The sequence below is a fragment of the Oceanicella actignis genome (genome assembly GCF_008124525.1).
Lineage (GTDB): Bacteria > Pseudomonadota > Alphaproteobacteria > Rhodobacterales > Rhodobacteraceae > Oceanicella > Oceanicella actignis.
Genome location: NZ_VNHJ01000007.1, coordinates 148348 through 169278, shown reverse-complemented (window position 1 = coordinate 169278; position 20931 = coordinate 148348). Strand labels below are relative to the sequence as shown.

Genomic DNA, 20931 nt, shown 5'->3' with positions numbered 1-20931 from the left:
CGCGCCGGCGCCTGCGCGCCGGCGTCGGGGTCGGGGTCACTCGGCCTTGGCCATTTCCTCGCGGATCATGGCGTAGGCGGCCTTGGCGTCGACGCCGGCGGCGGCGACCTCGTCCAGCACCTTGGCGATGATCTTGTCGGCGATGGGCTTGTAGGCGGCCACGTCCTCGGCCGAGGCGTCGACGATCTCGTTGCCCGGGGTCTTGAGCGTCTCTTCCAGGCCGATGGCGTCGATCTCGTCCCAGACCTTGCCGAGCATGCGGCTGGCGGGCTCGCCGAACACCTTTTCCTCAAGCGCCTTGCGGATGTCCTCGGGCAGGGCGGCGAAGGCGTCCTCGTTCATGATCATCGCGAACGAGCCGCGGTAGAAGCCGCCGGGCATGCGGTAGACATAGGGCGCGACCTCGACCAGGCGGAAGCCCTTGCGGCTTTCCATCGGGATCACCACGCCGTCGGCCGCCTTCGAGGCCAGCGTCTCGTAGACCTTGGGCGCCGGCACCTTGATGCCCGTCGCGCCAAGCGCCGCGCCCACGTCGCCGCCCACGCCGCCGGGCACGCGCAGCTTCAGCCCCTTGATTTGGTCGAGCGCGGTGACCTTGACGTTGGTGTGCAGCTGCGCCGGGCCATGGGTGTGCAGCGCGATCACCTTGACGCCGCGATGCTCGTTCGCCTTGGACAGGTGTTTCTCGAAGACGCGCCAGTAGGCGGCCGAGGCGGCCTCGGCGCTGCCCTCGTAGCCGGGCAGCTCGATGAGCTTGGTGGTGACGAAGCGCCCGGCCTGATAGCCGTGGAAGATGATCGACATGTCCGCCGCGCCGTCCTGCACCAGGTCCATCTGGGCGGGCGGGGGCGCGATGCCCAGCTTGACCTCGGCGGTGACGCGGCCGTCGGTGGCGTCCTCGATCATCTTGATCAGACCGGGCCACATCTTGGCGTTGATGCCATGGGTCGGCGGCGCCCAGCTCGAGATGGTGAGCGTGTATTCCGCCGCCATGGCGGCGGTCGAGATCAGCGCCGCGGCGGCGCCGGCGGCGATGGTGCGGAACATGCGCATATGGCTTCCTCCCTGAAGGTGTCGTTCGATCCGCGGCGGCCTTTTATTGTTACGAGCCTGCTGCGTTTCGAGAATGTTTTGTAACGTATCGGTTGGCGCCGCGCAACGATTTCCCGCCCCGCCTTCCCGCCCCGCCGCGCCGGCGCCCGGCGCGCCTCGACGAAAGCGGGCGCGCGGGCTATGTCTGACTTGGCCGGACGGGACCGGACGGGTCCCCGGACGCGTTCGCAGGGCAAGGAGACGGGCGGCGATGAACGAGGCGCGGCAAGGCGGAAACAGGATCGACCCGCGCGACCTGGCCGGGCTGCGCGGCGCGCTGGGACGTTTCGCCACGGGCGTGACGGTCATCGCCGCGCGCGCCCCGGACGGCGCGCCCATCGGCTTCACCGCCAACAGCTTCAATTCCGTGTCGCTGGATCCGCCGCTGATTCTGTGGAGCCTGGCGCGCAGCTCCGAGCGCCTTCCCGCCTACCGCGCCGCCAAGGCCTATGCGGTGAACGTGCTGGGCGCGGGGCAGGCCGAGCTTGCCCGCCGCTTCGCCAGCCGCGTCGAAGACCGCTATGCGGGCGTGGGCTGGCGCCCGGGCCTTGGAGGCGCGCCGGTGCTTGACGGCGCCATCGCGGTCTTCGAGTGCGTGCACGAGGCGATCCACCCCGCCGGCGATCACGAGCTGTTCATCGGCCGCGTCGAGCGCTGCACCGAGCGGGGCGGCGCGCCGCTGACCTTCTTCGGCGGCGATTTCGGCACCGTGATGGGCGCGGCCGATCCCACGCCCGATCCGCTGCGCCGCGCCGCCGCGCGCGCCGCCGACCTGCTGGGGCGGGCGCGCGCGCGCGCCATGGCCGCGGCGGGACTGGACGAGGCGGCGTGGACGCGGCTCGAGCTGCTGGCCGAGGGGCCGCGCCCGCGCGCGCCCGAGGACGAGGCGCTGATCGCCCGCGGCCTGGCCCGGCCCGGCGCCGACGCCAGCGTCGCGCCGTCGCCGGCCGGCGAGGCCCTGCTCGAGGCCGCCGCGCGCGACGAGGCCGAGTGGGAGCGCCGCTGCGCCCGCGCCCTGGCGCCCGAAGAGGCCGCCGCCCTGGCGGCGCTGCTGGCGCGGATTCGCGATCCCGAGGCCGCCGGCTGAGTCCCGCCGCGTCCCGCCGCGCCCATCCGAGCCCGCGCCCCCATCATTCGGCGCCACGCAAAACGGCGGCCGCCCGGCGCGCGCCGGCGTCGGCCTGTTGCGGCGCGCCCCCTGGCGCCCGCGCCGCATCGTCCGGCGCCGAGGCGGGCGTCCGCCGCAGGGCGGAAGGGCGGCCGCCCGGCGCGCGCGCCGGCGTCGGCCCGTCTTGCGGGCGCGCGCGTTCGCGGCTAGGTTCCGGCGACCCCGCCCGGGGCGGCGCGACGCGCGGCGACGCGTGGCCCCGGGGCGGTCGAAGACCCTGACGCGATCGAAGACCCGCCGCGCCGCGCGCGGGCAACGCACGGAGCGCTCCATGTTCAAAGGTTCCATCCCCGCACTCGTCACGCCGTTCAAGGACGGCAAGGTGGATGAGGCCGCGCTCGAGAAACTGGTCGACTGGCATGTGCAGGAGGGCAGCCACGCCCTCGTCGCCGTCGGCACCACCGGCGAGAGCCCGACCCTGTCCCATGCCGAGCACGAGCGCTGCGTCGAGATCATCGTCAAGACCGCCGCCGGGCGCATCCCGGTCATCGCCGGCGCCGGCTCGAACAACACCGAGGAATCGATCAGCCTCATCCGCTTCGCCGAGAAGGTCGGCGCGGACGGCGCGCTGGTCGTCACGCCCTATTACAACAAGCCCAGCCAGCGCGGCCTCATCCGCCACTACACGGCGCTGCACGACTGCTGCGGCCTGCCGATCATCATCTACAACATCCCCGGCCGCTCGGTGATCGACATGACCCCCGAGACGATGGGCCGCCTGGCGCAGCTGCCGCGCATCGTCGGCGTCAAGGACGCGACGGGCGACGTCTCGCGCGTGTCGCGCCAGCGCGCCGCCTGCGGGCCCGACTTCATCCAGCTGTCGGGCGAGGACGCCTCGGCGCTGGGCTTCAACGCCCATGGCGGGCGGGGCTGCATCTCGGTGACCGCCAACGTCGCGCCGCGCCTGTGCGCCGAGTTCCAGGAGGCCTGCCTGGCCGGCGACTACGCCCGCGCGCTGACGCTGCAGGACCGGCTCATGCCGCTGCATGTCGCGCTGTTCCTCGAGCCCAACCCCTGCCCGGTGAAATACGCGCTCTCGCTGCTGGGCCGCTGCTCGGAAGAGGTGCGCTCGCCCCTCGTCGAGATCGAGGAGCCGACCCGCGCCGCCGTGCGCGCGGCCATGGTCCATGCCGGTCTGATCGACGCCTGACATGGCCGCGAAGAAGGCCGATCCCAAGATCAAGCTGGTGGCCGAGAACCGCAAGGCGCGCCACCACTACTTCATCGAGGACGAGCTGGAGTGCGGCATCGCGCTGCAGGGCTCCGAGGTGAAGTCGCTGCGCAACGGGCAGGCCAACATCGCGGAAAGCTACGCCGCCATCGAGGATGGCGAGCTGTGGCTGATCAACAGCTACATTCCCGCCTACGATCAGGCGCGCGCCTTCGGCCATGACGAGCGCCGCCGGCGCAAGCTGCTGGTCCACCGCCGGCAGCTGGCGCGCCTGGCGCAGGCGGTGGGGCGGCAGGGCATGACGCTGGCGCCGCTCAAGCTGTATTTCAACGAACGCGGCATCGCCAAGCTTCTGCTCGGCGTGGCCAAGGGCAAAAAGCTGGCCGACAAGCGCGAGACGGAAAAGCGCCGCGACTGGGCGCGCGAGAAAAGCCGCCTTCTGCGCGAGAAGGGCTGAGCGCGGCCGCAAGGAGGACGGGCCATGGGCGGCGAGGCGATGACGCCGGAGGCGGATCTGGCGACGCTCGAGGCGGCGCTCGAAGCGACCTGGCCGCCCCTTGCCGTCGACGAGCTGAGCGCGCCGGGCTGGCGGCTGCGCGACGGCGGCGGAGGCGGCGCGCGCGTGTCGGCGGCGACGCGGCTCAGGGCGGACGCCGACCCGGATGCGGCCATCGCGGCCATGCGCGCGCAGGGCCGCGCGCCGCTGTTCCGCATCCGCGCCGGAGAGGAGGACCTGGACGCCGCCCTGGCCGCCCGCGGCCTTGCGCGGCGCGACGAAACGCTGTTCCTCGTCGCCCCGGCCGAGCGCATCGCCGCGATCGAGCCGGCGCGCGGCGTGCGCGCGGTCGAGGTGCGCGCGCGCCTCGCCCTGCTTGACGAGATCTGGACCGCCGCCGGCATCGGGCCCGAGCGCCGCGCCGTCATGGCCCGCGCCGAGGGACCGCGCACGGTCGTCATGTCGCGCACCGACATGGCCGTGGCCGGCGTGGGCTTCGTCGCCGTGCATGGGCCTGTGGCGATGGTCCATGCCATGGTCGTGCGCCCCGAGCGCCGCCGCCAGGGCGGGGGGCGCGGCGTGCTCAGGGGCGCGGCGCGCTTCGCCCTCGACCACGGCGCGCGGACCCTGGCGCTGGCCGTGACGGCCGACAACGCGCCGGCGCTGGCGCTCTATGGGCGCATGGGCATGCGCGAGGCGGGCCGCTACCATTACCGCGCCGCCGCCGAGACGGCCGCGCCGACGAACAAAGAGAGACGCCCATGACCAGCACCGACCCCGACGCGCCCACCGCGCTTGATCTGCCCCAGGCCGATCCGCTGCCCGAGGACATCGCCAGGTATTTCGAAGTCTGCCAGGAGAAGCTGGGCCTCGTGCCCAACGTGCTGCGCGCCTACGCCTTCGCGCCGGAGAAGCTGCGCGCCTTCTCGACGCTCTACAACGACCTGATGCTGGCCGACAGCGGCCTGTCCAAGCTCGAGCGCGAAATGATCGCCGTGGCCGTGTCCTCGGTCAACCGCTGCTTCTACTGCCTGACGGCGCATGGCGCCGCCGTGCGGCAGCTGTCGGGCGATCCGAAGCTGGGCGAGGCGCTGGTCATGAACTACCGCGCCGCCGATCTGACCCCGCGCCAGCGGGCGATGCTGGACTTCGCCGTCAAGATGACCGAGCGCGGCCACGAGATCGAAGAGGCCGACCGCCAGGCGCTGCGCGAGGCGGGCTTCGGCGACCGCGACATCTGGGACATCGCCGCCGTCGCCTCGTTCTTCAACATGACCAACCGCATGGCCTCGGCGGTGGACATGCGCCCGAACGACGAATACCACGCCATGGCGCGCTGAAGGGCTCGGCCGCGACGAGAAGGGGGCGCCGACCTTGCGGTCGGCGCCCCCCGTTTTTTTCCGGTCCTTCAGGCCGGCCGGGCGTTCAGTGCAGAAGCCCGCCGACCTTGGCGATGGATTCGTCGGTCATGCGCGCGCGCTGCTCGTCGGTCATGGCGCCCGACAGGACGTCGGCCGCGGCGGCGACGGCGATGGCGGCGGCGCGCTCGCGCACCTCGCGGATGGCGGCCTTCTCGGCGGCCTGGATCTGCTCTTCGGCGGCCTTGATGCGGCGCGCGACCGACTCGCGGATCTGCTCCTGGGCGACGCGGGCGGCCTCTTCGGCCTCGAGACGCGCATGCGCCTTGATGTCGGCGACCTGGCCCTCGACGTCCTTCTGCTTGCGCTCGAACGAGGCCAGCAGGGCCTGCGCCTCTTCGCGCAGGCGGCGGGCGTCGTCCAGCTCCTGCCGGATGGCGGCGATGCGCTTGTCCAGCATCTCGGCCACCCTGGCCGGGACCTTGAGCCACAGCAGCACGCCGATGAAGCAGAAGAAGGCGATGGCGACCACGAAGTAGCTGTCGTGCAGAAGTTCCATGGTCTCAGCCCTTCAGCTTGGCGGCGACGGCGGCCTTGACGCGCTCGGCGTCGGCGGCGGCGGGCAGGATGGCGGCGACGATCTCGGCGGCGACGTCCGCGGCGACGGCCTCGACGGCCTCGAGCGCCGAGGCGCGGATCTCGGCGATGCGCTTCTCGCCCTCGGCGGTGCGGGCGGCGATCTCGGCGTCGGCCTTGGCCATGGCCTCGTCGACCTGCTTCTGGATCTCGGCGCGCGTCTGCTCGGCGATCTTCTGGGCCTCGGCGCGGGCCTCGGCCAGGGCGGCCTCATAGGCCTTCTGCGCGTCCTCGGCCTTGCGGCGCAGCTCGGCGGCGCGGTCGAGATCGTCCTCGACGGCGTCGCGGCGCTCTTCCATCAGGCCCGCGATGCGCGGCAGGGCCACGCGCGAAAAGATGAGATACATGACCGCCACCGCAACGGCCAGCCAGAAGATCTGGGAGGCGTAGGTGTGGGTGGCGAGCTGGGGAAGACCGCTTGCGGCGGCTTCGGCGCCGTGGGCGGCCTCGGCGCCGTGACCGGCGGTCGAGGCGGCCTGGGCGGCTGCAAGGAACAGACCCATGGGGCTCTCCGGTTCTGCGCGCCGCCAGGGGCGGCTGTGGACGGGCGCCGCGGGCGGGCGGCGGCCCCGGCGTCCCCTTTGGCGGGGCGGGGCGCGCGCGCCTGCCGCGCCGGGCGGACATGACTGCGCCGCGCGGATGGGCGCGGCGCTGGAGCGGGGCCGATCATGGAACGGCGCGGGGCGCGTTCTTCTGATCGTCGCGGCCGCGCTCCGGCTTGGCGTCCGGCGCCGACGGCCCTGGGGCGGCCGGCGCCGGGGGTCGCTTCCTCAGACCGCGAACAGCAGCAGCAGCGCGACGAGGAACGAGAAGATGCCCAGCGCCTCGGCGAAGGCGATGCCGATGAAGAGGGTCGCCTGCTGCTCGGCGGCCGCGGCCGGGTTGCGCAGGGCGCCGGCCAGGTAGTTGCCGGCCACGTGACCCACGCCGATGCCGGCGCCGCCCAGACCGATCGTGGCGAGGCCCGCGCCGATGTACTGGCCCATGTTCGCGATATCGCCTTCCATGATGTGCTCCTCTGAGTTGGAATGGCTTGCCCGTTGGGGTGGTTGTGCGGTCCCGACCGTCAGTGCATGTGCAGCGCGTCGTTGAGGTAGACGCAGGTCAGGATCGTGAAGATGTAGGCCTGCACGCAGGCCACAAGCAGCTCGAGCGCGTAGATGCCCGTCATCGCGCCGATCGGGATGATGCCGGCGATGCCCATGGCCGGCACGAAGGCGGCGAAGACCTTGAGCACCGCGTGGCCGGCCATCATGTTGCCCGCAAGTCGCACGGAGTGGCTGAGCGGGCGCACGAAATACGAGATGAACTCGATCACGAACAGCACGCAGCGCAGCGCGACGGTCGGGGCGCTGGACACCCAGAACAGCGAGATGAAGTGCAGCCCGTGCCGCGCGAAGCCGATCGCGGTCACCGAGATGAACACCGCCAGCGCCAGAACGCCGGTCACGGCGATGTGCGAGGTGGTGGTGAACGACCAGGGCAGCAGCCCCAGCACGTTCGACATCAGGATGAAGACGAACAGCGTGAAGATGTAGGGGAAGAAGGGACGCCCTTCCGGCCCCAGCGTGTCGTCCACCATCTTGCGCACGAAGCCGTAGATGCCCTCGGCCACCAGCTGCATGCGCGTGGGAACCAGCGCGCCGTTGCGCGTCGGCAGCACCAGAAGCGCCGTCGCCGCAAGGATCGCGATGAACATCCACAGCGTGGAGTTGGTGATGGTGAAAAGGCCCACCTCGTCGCCAAAAAGCGGACGGATGGTGAACTGCTCCATCGGATGCGCGTTGATGCCGCCCTGGGCGTGTTCGGTCGCCGCCACGTTCGCTTCCCTCGCTTTGCGGCGCTCAGGCGCCGGCGTTGCCGCCCCCGCCGGGGGGCTCGTTTCCGTTCCGCTCGGCGCCGCCGACCTGCGCGGCGTCCGCCTCGCGGCGCTTTCTTCTGCGCTCCTCGCCGGCGGCGGATTGAAGCATCACCCGCACCCCGGCCGCGAAGCCCAGCAATATGAACAGGATGAGAAAGACCGGCTTCGTGCCGAAGAGGCCGTCGAGCCCCCATCCCATCCCCGTGCCGACCGCGATCCCCGCGCTCAGCTCGATCACCATCCGCCAGGCCAGCTCGGCGCCCGCGAACTTGCCCGGCCGCGCGGCCCGGGGCTTGGGGGCCCGACGTCGCCGCGCTTCTTCCAGCTGCGTCTCCAGCCGCTTGAGGCGATCGGTCGACGTGTCGGGGTCCGACATGATGTCTCCTTCGCCGGTGCGGAGCCGCGCCTTCGGTTGGCGCGCACATTATGAGGGGGTCAATGGTGTGTCAACCCGCTGCGATGCGCTTGGCGTAAAGATGCAAGATGTTGATATGAAAGAGAAATCCTGCGGCGCGACGTTCGGGCGCGCCGCCGGGCCGGCGCCGATGGGGGGTCGGGGGCGGAATCCGCGCCGCGCGGCGGCGGCTCGCGCGCCCGCCCATGCGTCGCCGCCCGCGCGCCGGCGTCTTTCGTCGGCGGGCGCGGGCTGCTAGGTTTCGCGCCCGCCCGGGGCCGGCCACGAAGGGGCGGACCCGATGTCAGGCCCGCGGACAAGGAGGCGCCGCATGAGCCAAGATCGCCGGGCCGCGCGCGTACGGCTCAACCTGTCGGCAAGCGCCGCCTCGGTGAGCGTGGCGGTGATCCTGGTGGCGGCCAAGCTGTGGGCGCTGGCGCAGACGGGGTCGCTGTCGATCGCGGCCAGCCTGGCGGACAGCGCGCTCGACCTCGTCGCCTCGCTGGCCGGGCTGGCGGCGATCCTTTACGCCGCGCGCCCGCCGGACGAGGACCACGCCTTCGGCCATGACGCGGCCGAGGATCTGGCCGCGCTGGGGCAGGCGGTCCTGGTGGCGGGATCGGCGCTGATGATCGGATGGCGCGCGATCGCCCGGCTGACGGCGGACGAGCCCGCGCCGCTGCGTCACGAGGAGGCGGGGCTTGCGGTCATGCTCCTGTCCATCGCGCTGACGGCGGCGCTGGTGGCCTGGCAGCGGCGCGTGGCGGCGCGCACCGGCAGCCGCGTGGTGGCGGCCGACTCGCTGCACTACCTGTCGGACCTTCTGCCCAATCTGGGCGCGCTGGCCGCGCTCTGGGCCTCGGCGCGGTTCGGGGTCTCGACGCTGGACAGCATCGTGGCGCTGGGCGCCTCGGCGCTGCTGCTGGCGGGGGCGCGCAACATCGCCGCGGGCGCGTTTCACGCGCTCATGGACCGGCGCGCGGCCCCTGACGTGGTGGCGCGGATCGAGGCGATCGTGCGCGCGCATCCGGGGGTGCGGGGCTTTCACGACCTGAAGACGCGCACCTCGGGGGCGCGGCTGTTCATCCAGGTGCATGTCGAGCTGGACGGCGAGCAGTCGCTGCGCGAGGCGCACGACATCGGCGCGGCGCTGCGCCGGCGCCTGCTCGAGGCCTTCCCCGAGGCCGAGGTCATCATCCACAAGGACGTGGCGGGCAGGCGCTGACGGCCCGCCGCGACGGCGCGTGTCGCAAAGCCGCGCCCGCGCGTCGCCTGCCGCCGCGCGCGGCGCGGCGCGGCGCGCTTGATAGGGGCGACGCATTCCGAGGCATCCGACGGAGGATACAGATGAAAACCCATGCGCGCGCAGTCGTCGTCGGAGGCGGGGCCGTCGGCGTCTCGATCGCCTACCACCTTGCCAAGGCCGGCTGGGACACGGTCCTGCTCGAGCGCGACGAGCTGACCGCCGGCTCGACCTGGCACGCCGCCGGGCTGCTGCCGCTGTTCAACATGAGCTACGCGGTCAGCCACATCCACGATTATTCGGTCAAGTTCTACAAGACGCTCGAGGCCGAAACCGGCCTCAACCCCGGCTTTTCGGTGGTGGGCAACCTGCGCATGGCGCAGACCGACGCGCGCATGGACGAATACGCGCTTTACGCCTCGACCGCCGAATCGGTCGGCATCCCGGTCGAGTGGCTGACCCCCGCCCAGATCAAGGAGCGCTGGCCCCTGGTCCGCACCGAGGACCTCAAGGGCGCGATCTTCCACCCCACCGACGGCTACATCAACCCCGCCGACGTCACCCAGGCCATGGCCAAGGGCGCGCGCCAGCGCGGCGCGGCGATCTACCGCAAGGTCCAGGTCGACGGCTTCGAGCGCCGCGGCGGCGAGTGGGTCGTCAAGGGCCGCAAGATGATCGAGAAGGGCGGCAACCTCGTGCCCGGCGAGGAAACCTTCGAGATCGTCTGCGAGCACGTCGTCACCGCCACCGGCAACCACGCCCAGCGCACGGCGGCCATGGTCGGCTGCTACATCCCCGCCATTCCGGTCGAGCACCAGTATATCGTCACCGAGCCCGACCCCGCCCTGGTCGAATGGCGCAAGGCCGGCAATCCCGAGCATCCCGTGCTGCGCGACGCCGACGCCAAGTGGTATGTGCGCGAAGAGCGCGGCGGCTGGATCCTGGGGCCCTATGAGCGCGGCGCCCCGGCCTGCTTCAAGTTCGGCGTGCCCGACAGCTTCCGCGCCGACCTCTTCCCGCTCGATCTCGAGCGGATCGAGGAGGAATACATGTCCATGATCCACCGCATCCCCTCGACCGAGACGGTGGGCCTGAAGGACGATTTCAACGGCCCCATCTGCTACACGCCCGACGGAAACCCGCTGGTCGGCCCCGCGCCGGGGGTCGAGAACTTCTGGTTCGCCGAGGGCTTCAGCTTCGGCATCACCGCCGCCGGCGGAACCGGCCATTACCTGGCGCAGCTGATGACCGAGGGCGAGGCCGAGATCGACATGTGGTCGCTCGACCCGCGCCGCTTCGGCCGCTGGGTCAACCGCGAATACGCGGCGAAGAAGAACGAGGAGGCCTACGAGCACGTCTACATCCTGCACCACCCGGACGAGGAGCGCCCCGCCTGCCGGCCCCTGCGCACCGCCCCCTGCTATGACCGCATGAAGGCGCGCGGCGCCCAGTTCGGCCAGGTCAACGGCTGGGAGCGCCCGAACTACTTCGCTCCCCAGGGCTTCGACGACCACGCCGCGCGCAGCTTCCGCCGCGGCGGCTGGTGGCCCTACGCGGTCGAAGAGGCCAAGGCCATCCGCGGCGCGGCGGGCATGATCGACGCCACCGCCTTCGCCAAGCACCGCATCAAGGGGCCGGGCGCGACCGCCTTCCTCGACTGGCTGACCTGCAACAAGCTGCCGCGCGTGGGGCGCATCAATCTGACCTATGCGCTGACCGAGGCCGGCACGATCCGCACCGAGGCGACCATCGTGCGCCTTGCGCCGGACGACTACTACGTCATCACCGCCGGCGCGGCGCAGGAATACGACCACGACTTCTTCGTCAAGCAGGCCGAGAAGAAGCGCGACGAATTCGGCTGGATCGAGGTGCAGGACGTCACCACCCAATATGGCGTCTTCGCCCTGGCCGGCCCCAACAGCCGCGATATCCTGCGCGAGCTGATCGTCGACGCCGACCCCGCCTCGGCGCTGACCAACAAGGCGTTCCCCTGGCTCTCGGCCAGGGAGATCGACCTGGGCATGGTCCGCACGCTGGCGATCCGCGTGGCCTACACCGGCGAGCTGGGATGGGAGCTGCACCACCCGATCGAGATGCAGAACCACCTTTTCGACCGGCTGATGGAGGCGGGCGAGAAGCACGGCCTCAAGCTGGTGGGCGCGCGCGCGCAGAACTGGCTGCGGCAGGAGAAGTCCTACCGCGCCTTCGGCTCGGATCTGGGCCGCGACGCCACCCCGCTCGAGGCCGGCCTGCACCGCTTCGTGGACATGGAGAAGGACTTCCGCGGCAAGGCGGCGATGCAGGCCCTGGGCATCCGCTCGTCCTGCGTGACGCTGCTGATCGACGGTCCCGAGGACGCCGACCCCTGGGGGCGCGAGGCGCTGCTCAAGGACGGCGAGAAGGTCGGGCGTCTGACCTCGGGCGGATATTCGGTGGCCTTCGGCAAGTCGATCGGCATCGGCTATGTGCGCCCCGATCTGGCCGCGCCCGGCACGAAGCTGCAGGTGCGCATGCTGCGCCGGCTGTGGGACGCCGAGGTGGTCGAGGAAAGCCCCTACGATCCGAAGAACGAGCGCATCCGCAAGGACGGCTGACCGCCGCCCGCTCCGGGTCCGCCCGCGCCGGGGCCGACCGCGCGCCCGCCCCGGCGCGACGTCCGCCGCGACGGGGGGGCGGGCGCTGAAAACAAGTTGAAGGCCCGTCTCGGAAATCTCGAGACGGGCCTTCGTCAGGCGGCGCCGCGGCGCGGCATGTCTTCCCCAAGAGTTGCCGTCGCGTGGCGGCGGTGTTCCCGCTGTCTCCCGGCCTCAATTTCCGGTTCCTCAGCGGCGCCGTTCACATGTCCTGCGCCTTCCTGTTCTTCGCCCCACACCCTCACCGTGCGTTGCAGGACATGTATGGGCGATTCCGCGTGATCGGTTCGTGACGCGTCCGCGCGCGCAGCGCCGTCAGGCGCCGTAGAAATACCTAACAGGGCGAGGCGCGACGCGGGATTCAGACCTCGGCGCCGTCATTGCGGGTCAATGCGCGCGCGAAAAGCGCCGAATCGACGTTGCCGCCCGAGGCGATCACGATCGCCGCGTCGGATTCGAGCGAATCGGGCCGGAACAGTGCCGCCGCCAGCGCCGCCGCGCCGCCCGGCTCGACGACGATCCGCAGGCGCTCGAACGCCGTCGCCATGGCGCGCAGGGCCTCGTCGTCCCGCACCCGAAGGCCGGGGCCGCACAGCGCGCGCATGATGGGAAAGGTCAGCTCGCCGGGGCAGGGGGTCAGGATGGCGTCGCAGATCGAACCCTTCTCGGACGGGTTGCTCAGCCGCCGCCCGGCCGCGAGCGAGCGCGCGACGTCGTCGAAGCCCTCGGGCTCGACCGGACGCACGCGCATGTCCGGCGCCGCCTCGGCCAGGGCCAGCGCGACCCCGGCCGTCAGCCCGCCGCCGCCGCAGGGAACCAGCACCTCGGCGCGCGCGACGCCCGCGGCGCGGGCCTGGGCGGCGATCTCGAGCCCCGCCGTGCCCTGGCCGGCGATGACGTGCGGATCGTCATAGGGCCGCACCAGCGTCAGGCCGCGGGCGCGGGCGATGCGGGCGGCAAGCTCCTCGCGGCTTTCCTCGCCCCGGCGATAGGTCGCCAGCTCGGCCCCCAGCGCGCGCGTCGCCTCGCGCTTGGCGCGCGGGGCGTCCTCGGGCATCACGATCACCGCCGGAACGCCCAGAAGCCGCGCCGCCAGCGCCACGCCCTGCGCATGGTTGCCCGATGAATAGGCGATGACGCCGGCCCGCAGGCGCTCGGGCGCCAGCGCGGTCATCGCCGACCAGGCGCCGCGGAACTTGAAGGCGCCGCCATGCTGAAGGCATTCGGCCTTGATCAGGATTCGCCGCCCTGCCGCTTCGTTGAGCAACGCCGATTCCAGCAGCGGCGTGCGCAGCGCCCGCCCGTCCAGCCGGCGCGCCGCGTCGGCGATCATGGCCGGATCGACCGCGAAGCCGCTCATCGCGCGCGCGCCAGCAGCGATTCGATCGCCGCGATCGCCTCGGGTTCGTCCAGGAACGGCGCATGCCCGCGATCGGCGATGGTCACATGCGCCATGTCCGGGCGCAGAGCGGCCATCCGCGCCAGCGCGTCGGCGTCGAGGATGTCGGAATTCTCGCCGCGGATCGTCAGGAGCGGCACGCCCTCGAGCGCGGCGAACAGCGGCTCTAGCGACAGCGAATCGCCTTCGACCGCGGCCAGCGCCGCCGCCGTCGCGTCGCGCAGCCGCGGGTCGTAGGACAGGACGGGCCGCCCGCCCTCGTCGTCGAAAATCGCGCGCGCATGCCGCTCCCACCGCGCCAGGGGAACGCCCGGGAAACGCGCCGCCTCGGCCTCGGCGATGGCGCGGGCGGCTTCTTCGAAGCTGGCGTGGTCCGGGGGCAGACCAAGATAGCCCATGATGCGCCGCAGCCCGTTGATCCGCACCTCGATGCCGATGTCGTTGAGGACCAGGGCGCGCACCGAGCCCGGGCGCAGCGCCGCCATGGTCATGCCCAATATGCCCCCGCGCGAGGTCCCGACCACCGCCGCGCCCTCCAGCCCCAGATGGTCGAGCAGCGCCAGCGCGTCGGCGGCCTCGACCGCGGGGGCGTATTCGGCCAGCGGATCGCGCGCGCGCTCGGACCGGCCGCGGCCGCGCGAATCCAGCCGGATGACGCGCCACCGGCCGACCAGCGCGTCGCGCAAGGGCTCGAAATCGCGGCGGTTGCGCGACAGCCCGGCCAGGCACAGCACCGGCGGCCCGTCGCCCTCGTCCCAATAGGCCAGCCGGCGGCCATCGGGTGCGGCGAAGAAGCGGGGCTCGGCGCTCATGCGACGCCCGCCAGGGCGGGGACGCCGCTCAGATCGCGCAGGATGGCGGCCGGGCGCCAGGGCAGTCGCTCGACCGGGTCGCCCGCGCGGTTGACCCAGGCGGCGCGAAAGCCGTAGCCCGCCGCGCCCGCCGCGTCCCAGCCGTTGGACGAAAGGAACAGAACCTGGCCCGCGGGAACGCCGAAATGGCGCTCGACCAGCGCGTAGGCCGCGGGGGCGGGTTTGAACACGCCCACCGATTCGACCGACAGCGTGGCGTCGAGAAGATCGGCCATGCCGGCGCTTTCGACCGCGTCGGCCAGCATGTCGGGCGTGCCGTTCGAGAGGATGGCCGTGCGCAGGCCCGCCGCGCGCAGCGCCCTCAGCGCCGCCGGCGCCTCGGGATAGGCGTCGAGCCGGCGGTAGAGCGCGAGCAGCGCCTCGCGCTCGGGGGCGGCGTCGGGGCCGACAGCCTCGATGGCGTAGTCGAGCGCCTGCGCCGTCACCGTCCAGAAATCGGCATGCACGCCGGCCGCCGCGCGCAGCCATGTGTATTGCAGCTGCTTGGCGCGCCAGATCTCGGACAGGCGGGGCCAGATGCGCGCGAAGCTTTCCTTGCCCGGTTGGGCGGCAAGATTGCGCGCCGCGGCGGCCACGTCGAAGAGCGTGCCGTAGGCATCGAAGACGCAGACGGTCGCGGAGGCGGCGCCGGCCGGGGGCGTGAGGGGCTGGGGCATGAGCGATCCTCCTGCGTGCGCGCGCGGCCCTGGCGCGGGCCGCCTGGCCGGACGATCGCCCCGCGCGCCCCGCGGCGCAAGAGGCGCCGGGCCGCCTTTCCGTCTGGCGGCGGATCAGACGCCGCGCCCGCCCTCGTCGTCCAGCCGGTCGGCGTCGAAGGGCGCGGCCATCAGCGCGTCGCGGCCCGTGCGCAGCAGCCGCGCGGCGACGGCGTGCAGCGCCACTGGGTCATGCGCGACGCACACGTCCAGCAGCGCGCGCGCCTGGCGCGAGACCTCGGTCATGCCGATCTGGCCCGGCACGGCGATCAGGTCGCGCGCGATGCGGGCGACGGCGGCCCAGTCGTCTTCGCGCAGCGCCCGCTCGAGCGCCGCGAGGCGATCGGTGGCGTGCAGGATGCCGTCTTCGATGATCTCGCGGCACAGATGCGGCCCGACCGCCTCGCGCAGGGCTTCGATGGCGTCGATGTCCAGCGCGGCTTCCCGCGCCGTCGGCAGAATCCTGACGATGGTTGCGCTCATGTCTCCGTTCTCTCCCATAGGCGCCGCAGGGCGCCGCATCACCACGCTCCGAAGAATGGCGCGCATTCGTGAAAGGCGCGTTAGCGCGGCGGGCGCGGGCGGGAGAGCGGCGCTCAGGCCGGATCGGGCAGGACCGCGCGCAGCGCGCCCACGCGCAGGCCGCGGCGGTTGATCTCGTCGGGCGAAAGGCGCTTGCGCACTGCCGGATCCTGGGGATCGGCCACGCCAAGACGCACCAGGATCGCGGCGATGGCGGCCTCGGAGGCGCGCGTGGCGCCGTCGTCGATCTTCAGCGCCACGCCCAGCCCCAGCTCGGGCAGGATGGCGGCGAAGACGCCCTCGGCGCCGGTCTTGATCACGGCGCGCACGCGCCCGCCGCCGTTGACGGCGCGCATCAGCTCGGTGCAAGCGCGCCCCTCGCCGGCGACCAGCTCGGGATGCGCGGCCATGGCCTCGGTCAGGCGCCGCGCGGCCTGGGCGCGGGCGGGCGGCAGGGTTCCTTCGGGCCGGGCCATGCGCGCCATCGCCAGCGCCAGCCCGCGCAGCCGGGCGGCGTGGTTGGGCGCCGAGCAGCCGTCGATGCCGTATCCGATCGGCTCCTGCCCGGTCATTTCGTGAAAGGCCTCGGCCACGGCGCGCTGAACGGGGTGGTCGGGATCGACGTATTCGGACCCGCCGCCCAGATGCCGCCCCAGGGTCAGAAAGCCCGCATGCTTGCCCGAGCAGTTGTTGTGGGTCTGGTCGGGCGGGCAGCCGCAGGCGCGCAGGCGCTCGCGCTCTTCGCGGTCGTCGGGGCGCTGGGGGCCGCAGCGCAGGTCGCTCTCGGCCAGGCCAAGATCCGCCAGCCAGGCGCGCACGCGCGCGACGTGCATCCGCGCGCCGTTGTGCGAGGCGCAGGCCAGCGCAAGGCGCTCGTCGTTCAGCCCGAAGCGGTCGGCGGCGCCGCTTTCGACCAGCGGCAGCGCCTGGAGCATCTTGCATGACGAGCGCGGGTAGATCGGCCGATCGACGTCGCCCCAGGCGGCGATCAGCGCGCCGTCGGGGGCGCAGACGGCGGCGATGCCGCGATGGACCGATTCGGTCATCTCGCCGCGGCGCAGCTCGACCAGCACGGGGGCGGCGTCGTCGAATGAGGGTCGGGTCATGGGGGCGGATCCTTCGAGCGGCGGACAAGCGGCGGAGCCCGCGCCGCGGCCCGCCGGGGGTGGCGCGCGGCGGCCCGCCGGGGGTGGCGCGCGGCGGCGCTTTGCGGCTAGATTAACCGTGCAGGCGCACAAGCAAAAGCCGCGACGCGCGCGCGCCGCGAAGAAGCGAACCGCGAGCGGACGACGAAAAACGACGATGAGGCGATGATGAGAGCAATCGAAACCGGAATCCGGGCGGCGGCGGCGGCCATCCTCGCGCTGGGGCTGGCGGCCGCGCCGGCGGGGAAGGCCCTGGCGCAGACGGCCAACCGCGTCGACGCGAAGAAGGACTGGTCGGTCTTCGTCGGATCCGACCGCGACGGCAAGCTGTGCTGGATCGCCAGCAGGCCGACCGCCTCGGTGGCGCTGCGCGACGGCAAGCCGGTGTCGGTGCGCCGCGGCGACATCTTCCTGATGGTCTCGGTGCGTCCGACCAGGGGCGTGAAGAACGAGGTCTCGATGCTGTCGGGCTATCCGTTCAAGCCGGGGTCGAAGGTGAAGGCCAGGGTCGGCTCGTCGGAATACGAGATGTTCACCAAGGGCGAGGGCGCCTGGCTCAGCTCGGCCAAGGAGGACGACCGCATGGTCGCCGACATGAAGCGCGGGGCGACGGCGGTGCTGACGGGCGTCTCCAGCCGCGGCACGGTGACGAAGGACACCTTCTCGCTTCTGGGCTTCACGGCGGCGCTGGCCGAGGCGCAGGCGCGCTGCAAGTGAGCCGCCGGCGCCCGCGGCGCCTTGGCGCGGCGGCGCGGATGTGATAGCCAACGGGCGACGCGCCTCCCGCCCTGTGCTGGGGGCGCGCGCGCTTTTGCGCCGCAGGCCGCGGGCCGCGCGGCGCCTGCAACGGAGGCCGCCGCCATGACCGCATCGCATCCGCAGCCGGCCGCGACGCCCGAGCCGGCGCCGCTGCGCCCCGACGTCGCCGCCTATGCCCCGCGCCCGGCGGCGGGCAAGCCCGCGCTGGTCGGCCTGACGCGCGAGGCGCTGCGCGCGGCGCTGATCGAGGCCGGCGCGCCCGAGGGGCAGGCCAGGATGCGCGCCGGGCAGCTGTGGCAGTGGATCTACCAGCGCGGCGCGACGGATTTCGCGCAGATGACCAACCTGTCCAAGGCCTTTCGCGCCTTTCTGGACGAGCGTTTCGTGGTCGGCCGGCCGCAGATCGTCACGCGCCAGATCTCGCAGGACGGCACGCGCAAGTATCTGCTGCGCATCGAGGGCGGGCACGAGGTCGAGGCCGTCTACATTCCCGAAGAGGACCGCGGCACGCTGTGCGTCAGCTCGCAGGTGGGGTGCACGCTGACCTGCTCGTTCTGCCACACGGGCACGCAGCGGCTGGTGCGCAACCTGACGGCGGCCGAGATCGTCGGCCAGATCCTGGCGTGCCGCGACGATCTGGGCGAATGGCCGCGCCCGGGCGAGCGCCCCTCGGACAAGCGCCTGCTGTCGAACATCGTGCTCATGGGCATGGGCGAGCCGCTCTACAATTTCGAGGCCGTGCGCGACGCGATGAAGATCGCCATGGACCCCGAGGGCATCAGCCTGAGCCGCCGGCGCATCACCCTGTCGACCTCGGGCGTCGCGCCGCTGATCCCGCGTGTGGGCGAAGAGATTGGCTGCATGCTGGCCATCAGCCTGCACGCCACCACCGACGAGGTGCGCGACAAGCTGGTGCCCATCAATCGCAAGTGGAACATCGCCCAGCTGCTGGACGCCTGCCGCGCCTATCCGCGCCTGTCCAACGCCGAGCGCATCACCTTCGAATACGTGATGCTCAAGGGCGTGAACGATTCGGACGAGGACGCGCGCCGCCTCGTGCGCCTGATCGCGGGGATTCCGGCCAAGATCAACCTGATCCCCTTCAACCCCTGGCCGGGCGCGCCCTACGAGCGTTCGGACTGGGACCGCATCGAGGCCTTCGCCGAGATCGTCAACCGCGCCGGCTACGCCAGCCCCGTGCGCACGCCGCGCGGGCAGGACATCATGGCCGCCTGCGGGCAGCTCAAATCCGCCACCGAGCGCGCGCGCAAGGCCCGCGCCGCCGCCCCGGCGCGCTGAAACGGGCCGCGCGGGGCTTGCCGCGCGGGGGGCGGGTCGGGCATTGATGGCGCGACGGCGCCGGCCAGGCGCGCAGCGGAGAACCCAGATGCAAGACCTTCCCACCGACATGCTCGCGGTCGAGATCGCGCGCCCCGGCGGCCCCGAGGCGCTGACCCCCGCGCGGCGTCCGATCCCGACGCCCGAGCAGGGGCAGATCCTGATCAAGGTCGAGGCGGCCGGCGTCAACCGGCCCGACGTCCTGCAGCGCGCGGGGGCCTATCCGCCGCCGCCGGGGGCCTCGGATCTGCCGGGGCTCGAATGCGCGGGCCAGGTCGTCGCGGTCGGGCCCGGCGTCGACCGCTGGAAGCCGGGCGACCGGGTGTGCGCTCTGCTGCCCGGCGGCGGCTATGCCGAATACGCGCTGACCCATGCCGATCACGCGCTGCCCATCCCTGCGGGGCTGACGGCGGTCGAGGCCGCGGCGCTGCCCGAAACCTTCTTCACCGTCTGGACCAACGTCTTCGACCGCGCCCGGCTGCGCGACGGCGAGACCTTTCTGGTCCATGGCGGCTCGTCGGGCATCGGCTCGACCGCGATCCAGCTGGCGCGGGCCTTCGGCGCGCGCGTCTTCGCCACGGTCGGCTCGGAGGAAAAGGCCGCCTTCTGCCGCGCGCTCGGGGCCGAGCTGGCGATCAACTACAAGACCGAGGATTTCGTCGAGGCGGTGCGCGGCGCGACCGGCGGGCGCGGCGTGGACGTGATCCTGGACATGGTGGGGGGCGAGTATCTGGCCCGCGACGTGGCGGCGCTGGCCGATGACGGGCGGCTGGTGATGATCGCCTTCCTGGGCGGGTCGAAGGCGACGCTCAACTTCGCGCCGGTGATGGTGCGGCGGCTGACGATCACCGGCTCGACGCTGCGCCCGCAGTCGATCGAGGCCAAGGCGGCCATCGCCCGCGCGCTCGAGGCGCATGTCTGGCCGCTGATCGAGGCCGGGCGCGTGGGTCCGCGCGTGCACGCGACCTTCCCGCTGGCCGAGGCGGCCAGGGCGCACGAGCTGATGGAAAGCTCGGCGCATATGGGCAAGATCGTGCTGACGGTCTGACCGGCGCGGCCGGCGTCACGGCGCGCCGCGGGGCCGGCGCGCCGCGTCAGGTGAGGGTGACGCAGCGTCAGGACTGGGCGTCGGACTTGCCGTGAATGCACAAGAGCGCCGCGCGCAGATGCGCCGCGGCGCCCTCGCAGCCCATGCTTTCGGCTTCGGCGCGCGCCCAGATCAGGATCCGGGCCAGCGCGGCGCGCTCGGCGGTCGAGGCGTCGGGGGCGGTGCAGTGCTGTTCCAGCTCGACAAGCCGCAAATGGCGCATTCCTGGCGTCCTCGCGTCGGTGAACGTGGCGTGACCGACTCAACCTAGAAGGCCCGCCTCGGGGCGCGTCAAGGGGTCGCGGCGCGGTCGGGCGGGGTGTTCTTGTCCCGTTCGCGAAATTTCGTCAGCGCGGCGGGTCAAGCCTGGCCATCCCCCGGCAATCGCGCGCGCTTTCGGGCGCGCAGGGCCGCGGGGACAGGTCCTTGTTCAGGCAGATTCGCACCTCGCGAATCGCTCCGTCGCGGCAGACGATGGTGATCGCGTCGGGCGTCAGCTCGGGGTTCGCCTCGAGGAAGGCCTGCTCGATCACCCGCGCGTCGATGCGCACCGCGCGCTCGAGGCGGCGCAGCGCCTCGGGGCGGACGACGCGCGCCCAGGCCTGGCGCATCAGCGCGTAGTAGTCGCCCGCGCTCAGCCCGGTGCAGCGCCCGTGCTTCTTCCACTGGTGCCAGGCCAGCCCGGCCGATCCCATGATGTCGGCCATGGCGGCGCTTTCGGCGCGGCTGGGGTCGCGGCGCCCGGACCGGCACCAGGCGGGCCAGCCGCGCTCGTATTGCGGCCAGAGCCCGTGCAGCACGAATCCCAGCCGCCGCCCGGGCGCGCATTGTTCGGCGCCGCGCGCGCGCCCCTCCTGGGCGCACCAGGCGGGCGACCAGCTCAGGGCCAGGATGTAATGGTCGAAATCGCCCGCCGGCCTTTGCCGATCGGCCAGAATCGGCCCCGAAAGCGCCCAGAAGGCGGCGATGGCGAGCAGAAGGCGCATGTTTGACCCTTTCGTTCGGTCTCGATCATGGCTATATAACCGGCGAAGCTCCCCCGCGAAAACCTCAGCCGGACCT

23 protein-coding genes are annotated in these 20931 nt (G+C 72.5%); 10 read left to right on the top strand and 13 right to left on the bottom strand.

Translation table 11 applies throughout. The annotated features are described in order from the left end of the window. Nucleotides 1-36: 36 nt before the first annotated feature. Nucleotides 37-1047 carry a TRAP transporter substrate-binding protein gene (locus LY05_RS11170; RefSeq protein ID WP_249041934.1) on the bottom strand — a complete coding sequence of 337 codons (1011 nt, stop codon included), beginning with the start codon at nucleotides 1045-1047 and terminating at the stop codon, nucleotides 37-39. Nucleotides 1048-1303: 256 nt separating this feature from the next. Between LY05_RS11170 and LY05_RS11165 the strand changes: the two genes are divergently transcribed. From LY05_RS11165 to LY05_RS11145, 5 genes are all read left to right on the top strand, one after another. Further along, nucleotides 1304-2179, top strand: a complete 876-nt coding sequence (locus LY05_RS11165; RefSeq protein WP_148923217.1) for a flavin reductase family protein — start codon at nucleotides 1304-1306, stop codon at nucleotides 2177-2179. 352 nt (nucleotides 2180-2531) lie between these two features. Then, nucleotides 2532-3410 carry a 4-hydroxy-tetrahydrodipicolinate synthase gene (gene dapA / locus LY05_RS11160; RefSeq protein ID WP_072747484.1) on the top strand — a complete coding sequence of 293 codons (879 nt, stop codon included), beginning with the start codon at nucleotides 2532-2534 and terminating at the stop codon, nucleotides 3408-3410. Between the two features lies 1 nt (nucleotide 3411). Continuing rightward, a complete protein-coding gene (gene smpB, locus LY05_RS11155; protein WP_072747485.1) occupies nucleotides 3412-3888 on the top strand; it encodes an SsrA-binding protein SmpB in 477 nt (158 codons plus the stop codon). Between the two features lie 24 nt (nucleotides 3889-3912). Beyond that, the gene (locus LY05_RS11150; RefSeq protein WP_091764224.1) at nucleotides 3913-4692 is read left to right on the top strand and encodes a GNAT family N-acetyltransferase; all 780 of its coding nucleotides are present in this window, start codon (nucleotides 3913-3915) and stop codon (nucleotides 4690-4692) included. After that, entirely contained in the window at nucleotides 4689-5267 is a 579-nt protein-coding gene (locus tag LY05_RS11145; RefSeq protein WP_072747486.1) for a peroxidase-related enzyme, read from the top strand. The genes LY05_RS11150 and LY05_RS11145 overlap by 4 nt, the downstream gene beginning before the upstream one ends. Before the next feature lie 85 nt (nucleotides 5268-5352). On the opposite strand, the gene LY05_RS11140 is transcribed toward LY05_RS11145, so the two are convergent. The 5 genes from LY05_RS11140 to LY05_RS11120 all read right to left on the bottom strand — a co-directional run bounded on the left by LY05_RS11140 (nucleotide 5353) and on the right by LY05_RS11120 (nucleotide 8158). Beyond that, a complete protein-coding gene (locus LY05_RS11140; protein WP_148923216.1) occupies nucleotides 5353-5844 on the bottom strand; it encodes a F0F1 ATP synthase subunit B family protein in 492 nt (163 codons plus the stop codon). Between the two features lie 4 nt (nucleotides 5845-5848). Then, the gene (locus tag LY05_RS11135) at nucleotides 5849-6424 is read right to left on the bottom strand and encodes a F0F1 ATP synthase subunit B' (protein ID WP_072747488.1); all 576 of its coding nucleotides are present in this window, start codon (nucleotides 6422-6424) and stop codon (nucleotides 5849-5851) included. 267 nt (nucleotides 6425-6691) lie between these two features. Then, entirely contained in the window at nucleotides 6692-6928 is a 237-nt protein-coding gene (locus LY05_RS11130) for a F0F1 ATP synthase subunit C (RefSeq protein ID WP_072747489.1), read from the bottom strand. A gap of 59 nt (nucleotides 6929-6987) precedes the next feature. Continuing rightward, entirely contained in the window at nucleotides 6988-7695 is a 708-nt protein-coding gene (locus LY05_RS11125; RefSeq protein ID WP_072747617.1) for a F0F1 ATP synthase subunit A, read from the bottom strand. Nucleotides 7696-7765: 70 nt separating this feature from the next. Next, the gene (locus LY05_RS11120) at nucleotides 7766-8158 is read right to left on the bottom strand and encodes an AtpZ/AtpI family protein (protein WP_072747490.1); all 393 of its coding nucleotides are present in this window, start codon (nucleotides 8156-8158) and stop codon (nucleotides 7766-7768) included. Between the two features lie 349 nt (nucleotides 8159-8507). On the opposite strand from LY05_RS11120, the gene LY05_RS11115 reads away from it, so the two are divergent. After that, nucleotides 8508-9401, top strand: a complete 894-nt coding sequence (locus LY05_RS11115; protein ID WP_072747491.1) for a cation diffusion facilitator family transporter — start codon at nucleotides 8508-8510, stop codon at nucleotides 9399-9401. Nucleotides 9402-9523: 122 nt separating this feature from the next. Next, nucleotides 9524-12013, top strand: a complete 2490-nt coding sequence (locus LY05_RS11110; RefSeq protein ID WP_148923215.1) for a GcvT family protein — start codon at nucleotides 9524-9526, stop codon at nucleotides 12011-12013. A gap of 400 nt (nucleotides 12014-12413) precedes the next feature. Here the strand turns inward: LY05_RS11110 and LY05_RS11105 are convergent, their stop codons facing one another. The 5 genes from LY05_RS11105 to LY05_RS11085 all read right to left on the bottom strand — a co-directional run bounded on the left by LY05_RS11105 (nucleotide 12414) and on the right by LY05_RS11085 (nucleotide 16646). Continuing rightward, nucleotides 12414-13412: a threonine ammonia-lyase gene (locus LY05_RS11105; RefSeq protein ID WP_072747493.1), complete on the bottom strand. Its 999-nt coding sequence runs from the start codon at nucleotides 13410-13412 to the stop codon at nucleotides 12414-12416. Then, nucleotides 13409-14263: an alpha/beta fold hydrolase gene (locus LY05_RS11100; protein ID WP_148923214.1), complete on the bottom strand. Its 855-nt coding sequence runs from the start codon at nucleotides 14261-14263 to the stop codon at nucleotides 13409-13411. The genes LY05_RS11105 and LY05_RS11100 overlap by 4 nt, the downstream gene beginning before the upstream one ends. Next, nucleotides 14260-14979, bottom strand: coding sequence for a haloacid dehalogenase type II (locus tag LY05_RS11095; protein WP_148923213.1), 720 nt, complete (start codon nucleotides 14977-14979; stop codon nucleotides 14260-14262). The genes LY05_RS11100 and LY05_RS11095 overlap by 4 nt, the downstream gene beginning before the upstream one ends. A 114-nt stretch (nucleotides 14980-15093) precedes the next feature. Next, nucleotides 15094-15501, bottom strand: coding sequence for a hypothetical protein (locus LY05_RS11090; protein ID WP_072747496.1), 408 nt, complete (start codon nucleotides 15499-15501; stop codon nucleotides 15094-15096). Nucleotides 15502-15614: 113 nt separating this feature from the next. Further along, entirely contained in the window at nucleotides 15615-16646 is a 1032-nt protein-coding gene (locus LY05_RS11085) for an asparaginase (protein ID WP_072747497.1), read from the bottom strand. Between the two features lie 207 nt (nucleotides 16647-16853). Between LY05_RS11085 and LY05_RS11080 the strand changes: the two genes are divergently transcribed. From LY05_RS11080 to LY05_RS11070, 3 genes are all read left to right on the top strand, one after another. Beyond that, the gene (locus LY05_RS11080) at nucleotides 16854-17402 is read left to right on the top strand and encodes an invasion associated locus B family protein (protein WP_148923212.1); all 549 of its coding nucleotides are present in this window, start codon (nucleotides 16854-16856) and stop codon (nucleotides 17400-17402) included. A 144-nt stretch (nucleotides 17403-17546) separates the two neighbouring features. Continuing rightward, entirely contained in the window at nucleotides 17547-18743 is a 1197-nt protein-coding gene (gene rlmN / locus LY05_RS11075; RefSeq protein ID WP_148923211.1) for a dual-specificity RNA methyltransferase RlmN, read from the top strand. Nucleotides 18744-18831: 88 nt separating this feature from the next. Then, the gene (locus tag LY05_RS11070; protein WP_072747499.1) at nucleotides 18832-19830 is read left to right on the top strand and encodes an NAD(P)H-quinone oxidoreductase; all 999 of its coding nucleotides are present in this window, start codon (nucleotides 18832-18834) and stop codon (nucleotides 19828-19830) included. 67 nt (nucleotides 19831-19897) lie between these two features. Here the strand turns inward: LY05_RS11070 and LY05_RS11065 are convergent, their stop codons facing one another. Both LY05_RS11065 and LY05_RS11060 read right to left on the bottom strand, forming a co-directional pair. Beyond that, on the bottom strand, nucleotides 19898-20092 hold the full coding sequence (locus LY05_RS11065; protein WP_148923210.1) for a hypothetical protein: 195 nt from the start codon (nucleotides 20090-20092) through the stop codon (nucleotides 19898-19900). 124 nt (nucleotides 20093-20216) lie between these two features. Next, nucleotides 20217-20855 carry a ribonuclease T2 family protein gene (locus LY05_RS11060; protein ID WP_072747501.1) on the bottom strand — a complete coding sequence of 213 codons (639 nt, stop codon included), beginning with the start codon at nucleotides 20853-20855 and terminating at the stop codon, nucleotides 20217-20219. Between the last annotated feature and the right edge of the window lie 76 nt (nucleotides 20856-20931).

Coding starts and splice junctions, on each gene's coding strand:
- LY05_RS11080 (WP_148923212.1), top strand. CDS start 16,854: ATGAGAGCAATCGAAACCGGAATCCGGGCGGCGGCGGCGGCCATCCTC.
- smpB (WP_072747485.1), top strand. CDS start 3,412: ATGGCCGCGAAGAAGGCCGATCCCAAGATCAAGCTGGTGGCCGAGAAC.
- LY05_RS11135 (WP_072747488.1), bottom strand. CDS start 6,424: ATGGGTCTGTTCCTTGCAGCCGCCCAGGCCGCCTCGACCGCCGGTCAC.
- LY05_RS11150 (WP_091764224.1), top strand. CDS start 3,913: ATGGGCGGCGAGGCGATGACGCCGGAGGCGGATCTGGCGACGCTCGAG.
- LY05_RS11085 (WP_072747497.1), bottom strand. CDS start 16,646: ATGACCCGACCCTCATTCGACGACGCCGCCCCCGTGCTGGTCGAGCTG.
- LY05_RS11130 (WP_072747489.1), bottom strand. CDS start 6,928: ATGGAAGGCGATATCGCGAACATGGGCCAGTACATCGGCGCGGGCCTC.
- LY05_RS11120 (WP_072747490.1), bottom strand. CDS start 8,158: ATGTCGGACCCCGACACGTCGACCGATCGCCTCAAGCGGCTGGAGACG.
- LY05_RS11165 (WP_148923217.1), top strand. CDS start 1,304: ATGAACGAGGCGCGGCAAGGCGGAAACAGGATCGACCCGCGCGACCTG.
- dapA (WP_072747484.1), top strand. CDS start 2,532: ATGTTCAAAGGTTCCATCCCCGCACTCGTCACGCCGTTCAAGGACGGC.
- LY05_RS11170 (WP_249041934.1), bottom strand. CDS start 1,047: ATGTTCCGCACCATCGCCGCCGGCGCCGCCGCGGCGCTGATCTCGACC.
- LY05_RS11145 (WP_072747486.1), top strand. CDS start 4,689: ATGACCAGCACCGACCCCGACGCGCCCACCGCGCTTGATCTGCCCCAG.
- LY05_RS11060 (WP_072747501.1), bottom strand. CDS start 20,855: ATGCGCCTTCTGCTCGCCATCGCCGCCTTCTGGGCGCTTTCGGGGCCG.
- LY05_RS11070 (WP_072747499.1), top strand. CDS start 18,832: ATGCAAGACCTTCCCACCGACATGCTCGCGGTCGAGATCGCGCGCCCC.
- LY05_RS11125 (WP_072747617.1), bottom strand. CDS start 7,695: ATGGAGCAGTTCACCATCCGTCCGCTTTTTGGCGACGAGGTGGGCCTT.
- LY05_RS11110 (WP_148923215.1), top strand. CDS start 9,524: ATGAAAACCCATGCGCGCGCAGTCGTCGTCGGAGGCGGGGCCGTCGGC.
- LY05_RS11090 (WP_072747496.1), bottom strand. CDS start 15,501: ATGAGCGCAACCATCGTCAGGATTCTGCCGACGGCGCGGGAAGCCGCG.
- rlmN (WP_148923211.1), top strand. CDS start 17,547: ATGACCGCATCGCATCCGCAGCCGGCCGCGACGCCCGAGCCGGCGCCG.
- LY05_RS11100 (WP_148923214.1), bottom strand. CDS start 14,263: ATGAGCGCCGAGCCCCGCTTCTTCGCCGCACCCGATGGCCGCCGGCTG.
- LY05_RS11115 (WP_072747491.1), top strand. CDS start 8,508: ATGAGCCAAGATCGCCGGGCCGCGCGCGTACGGCTCAACCTGTCGGCA.
- LY05_RS11140 (WP_148923216.1), bottom strand. CDS start 5,844: ATGGAACTTCTGCACGACAGCTACTTCGTGGTCGCCATCGCCTTCTTC.
- LY05_RS11065 (WP_148923210.1), bottom strand. CDS start 20,092: ATGCGCCATTTGCGGCTTGTCGAGCTGGAACAGCACTGCACCGCCCCC.
- LY05_RS11105 (WP_072747493.1), bottom strand. CDS start 13,412: ATGAGCGGCTTCGCGGTCGATCCGGCCATGATCGCCGACGCGGCGCGC.
- LY05_RS11095 (WP_148923213.1), bottom strand. CDS start 14,979: ATGCCCCAGCCCCTCACGCCCCCGGCCGGCGCCGCCTCCGCGACCGTC.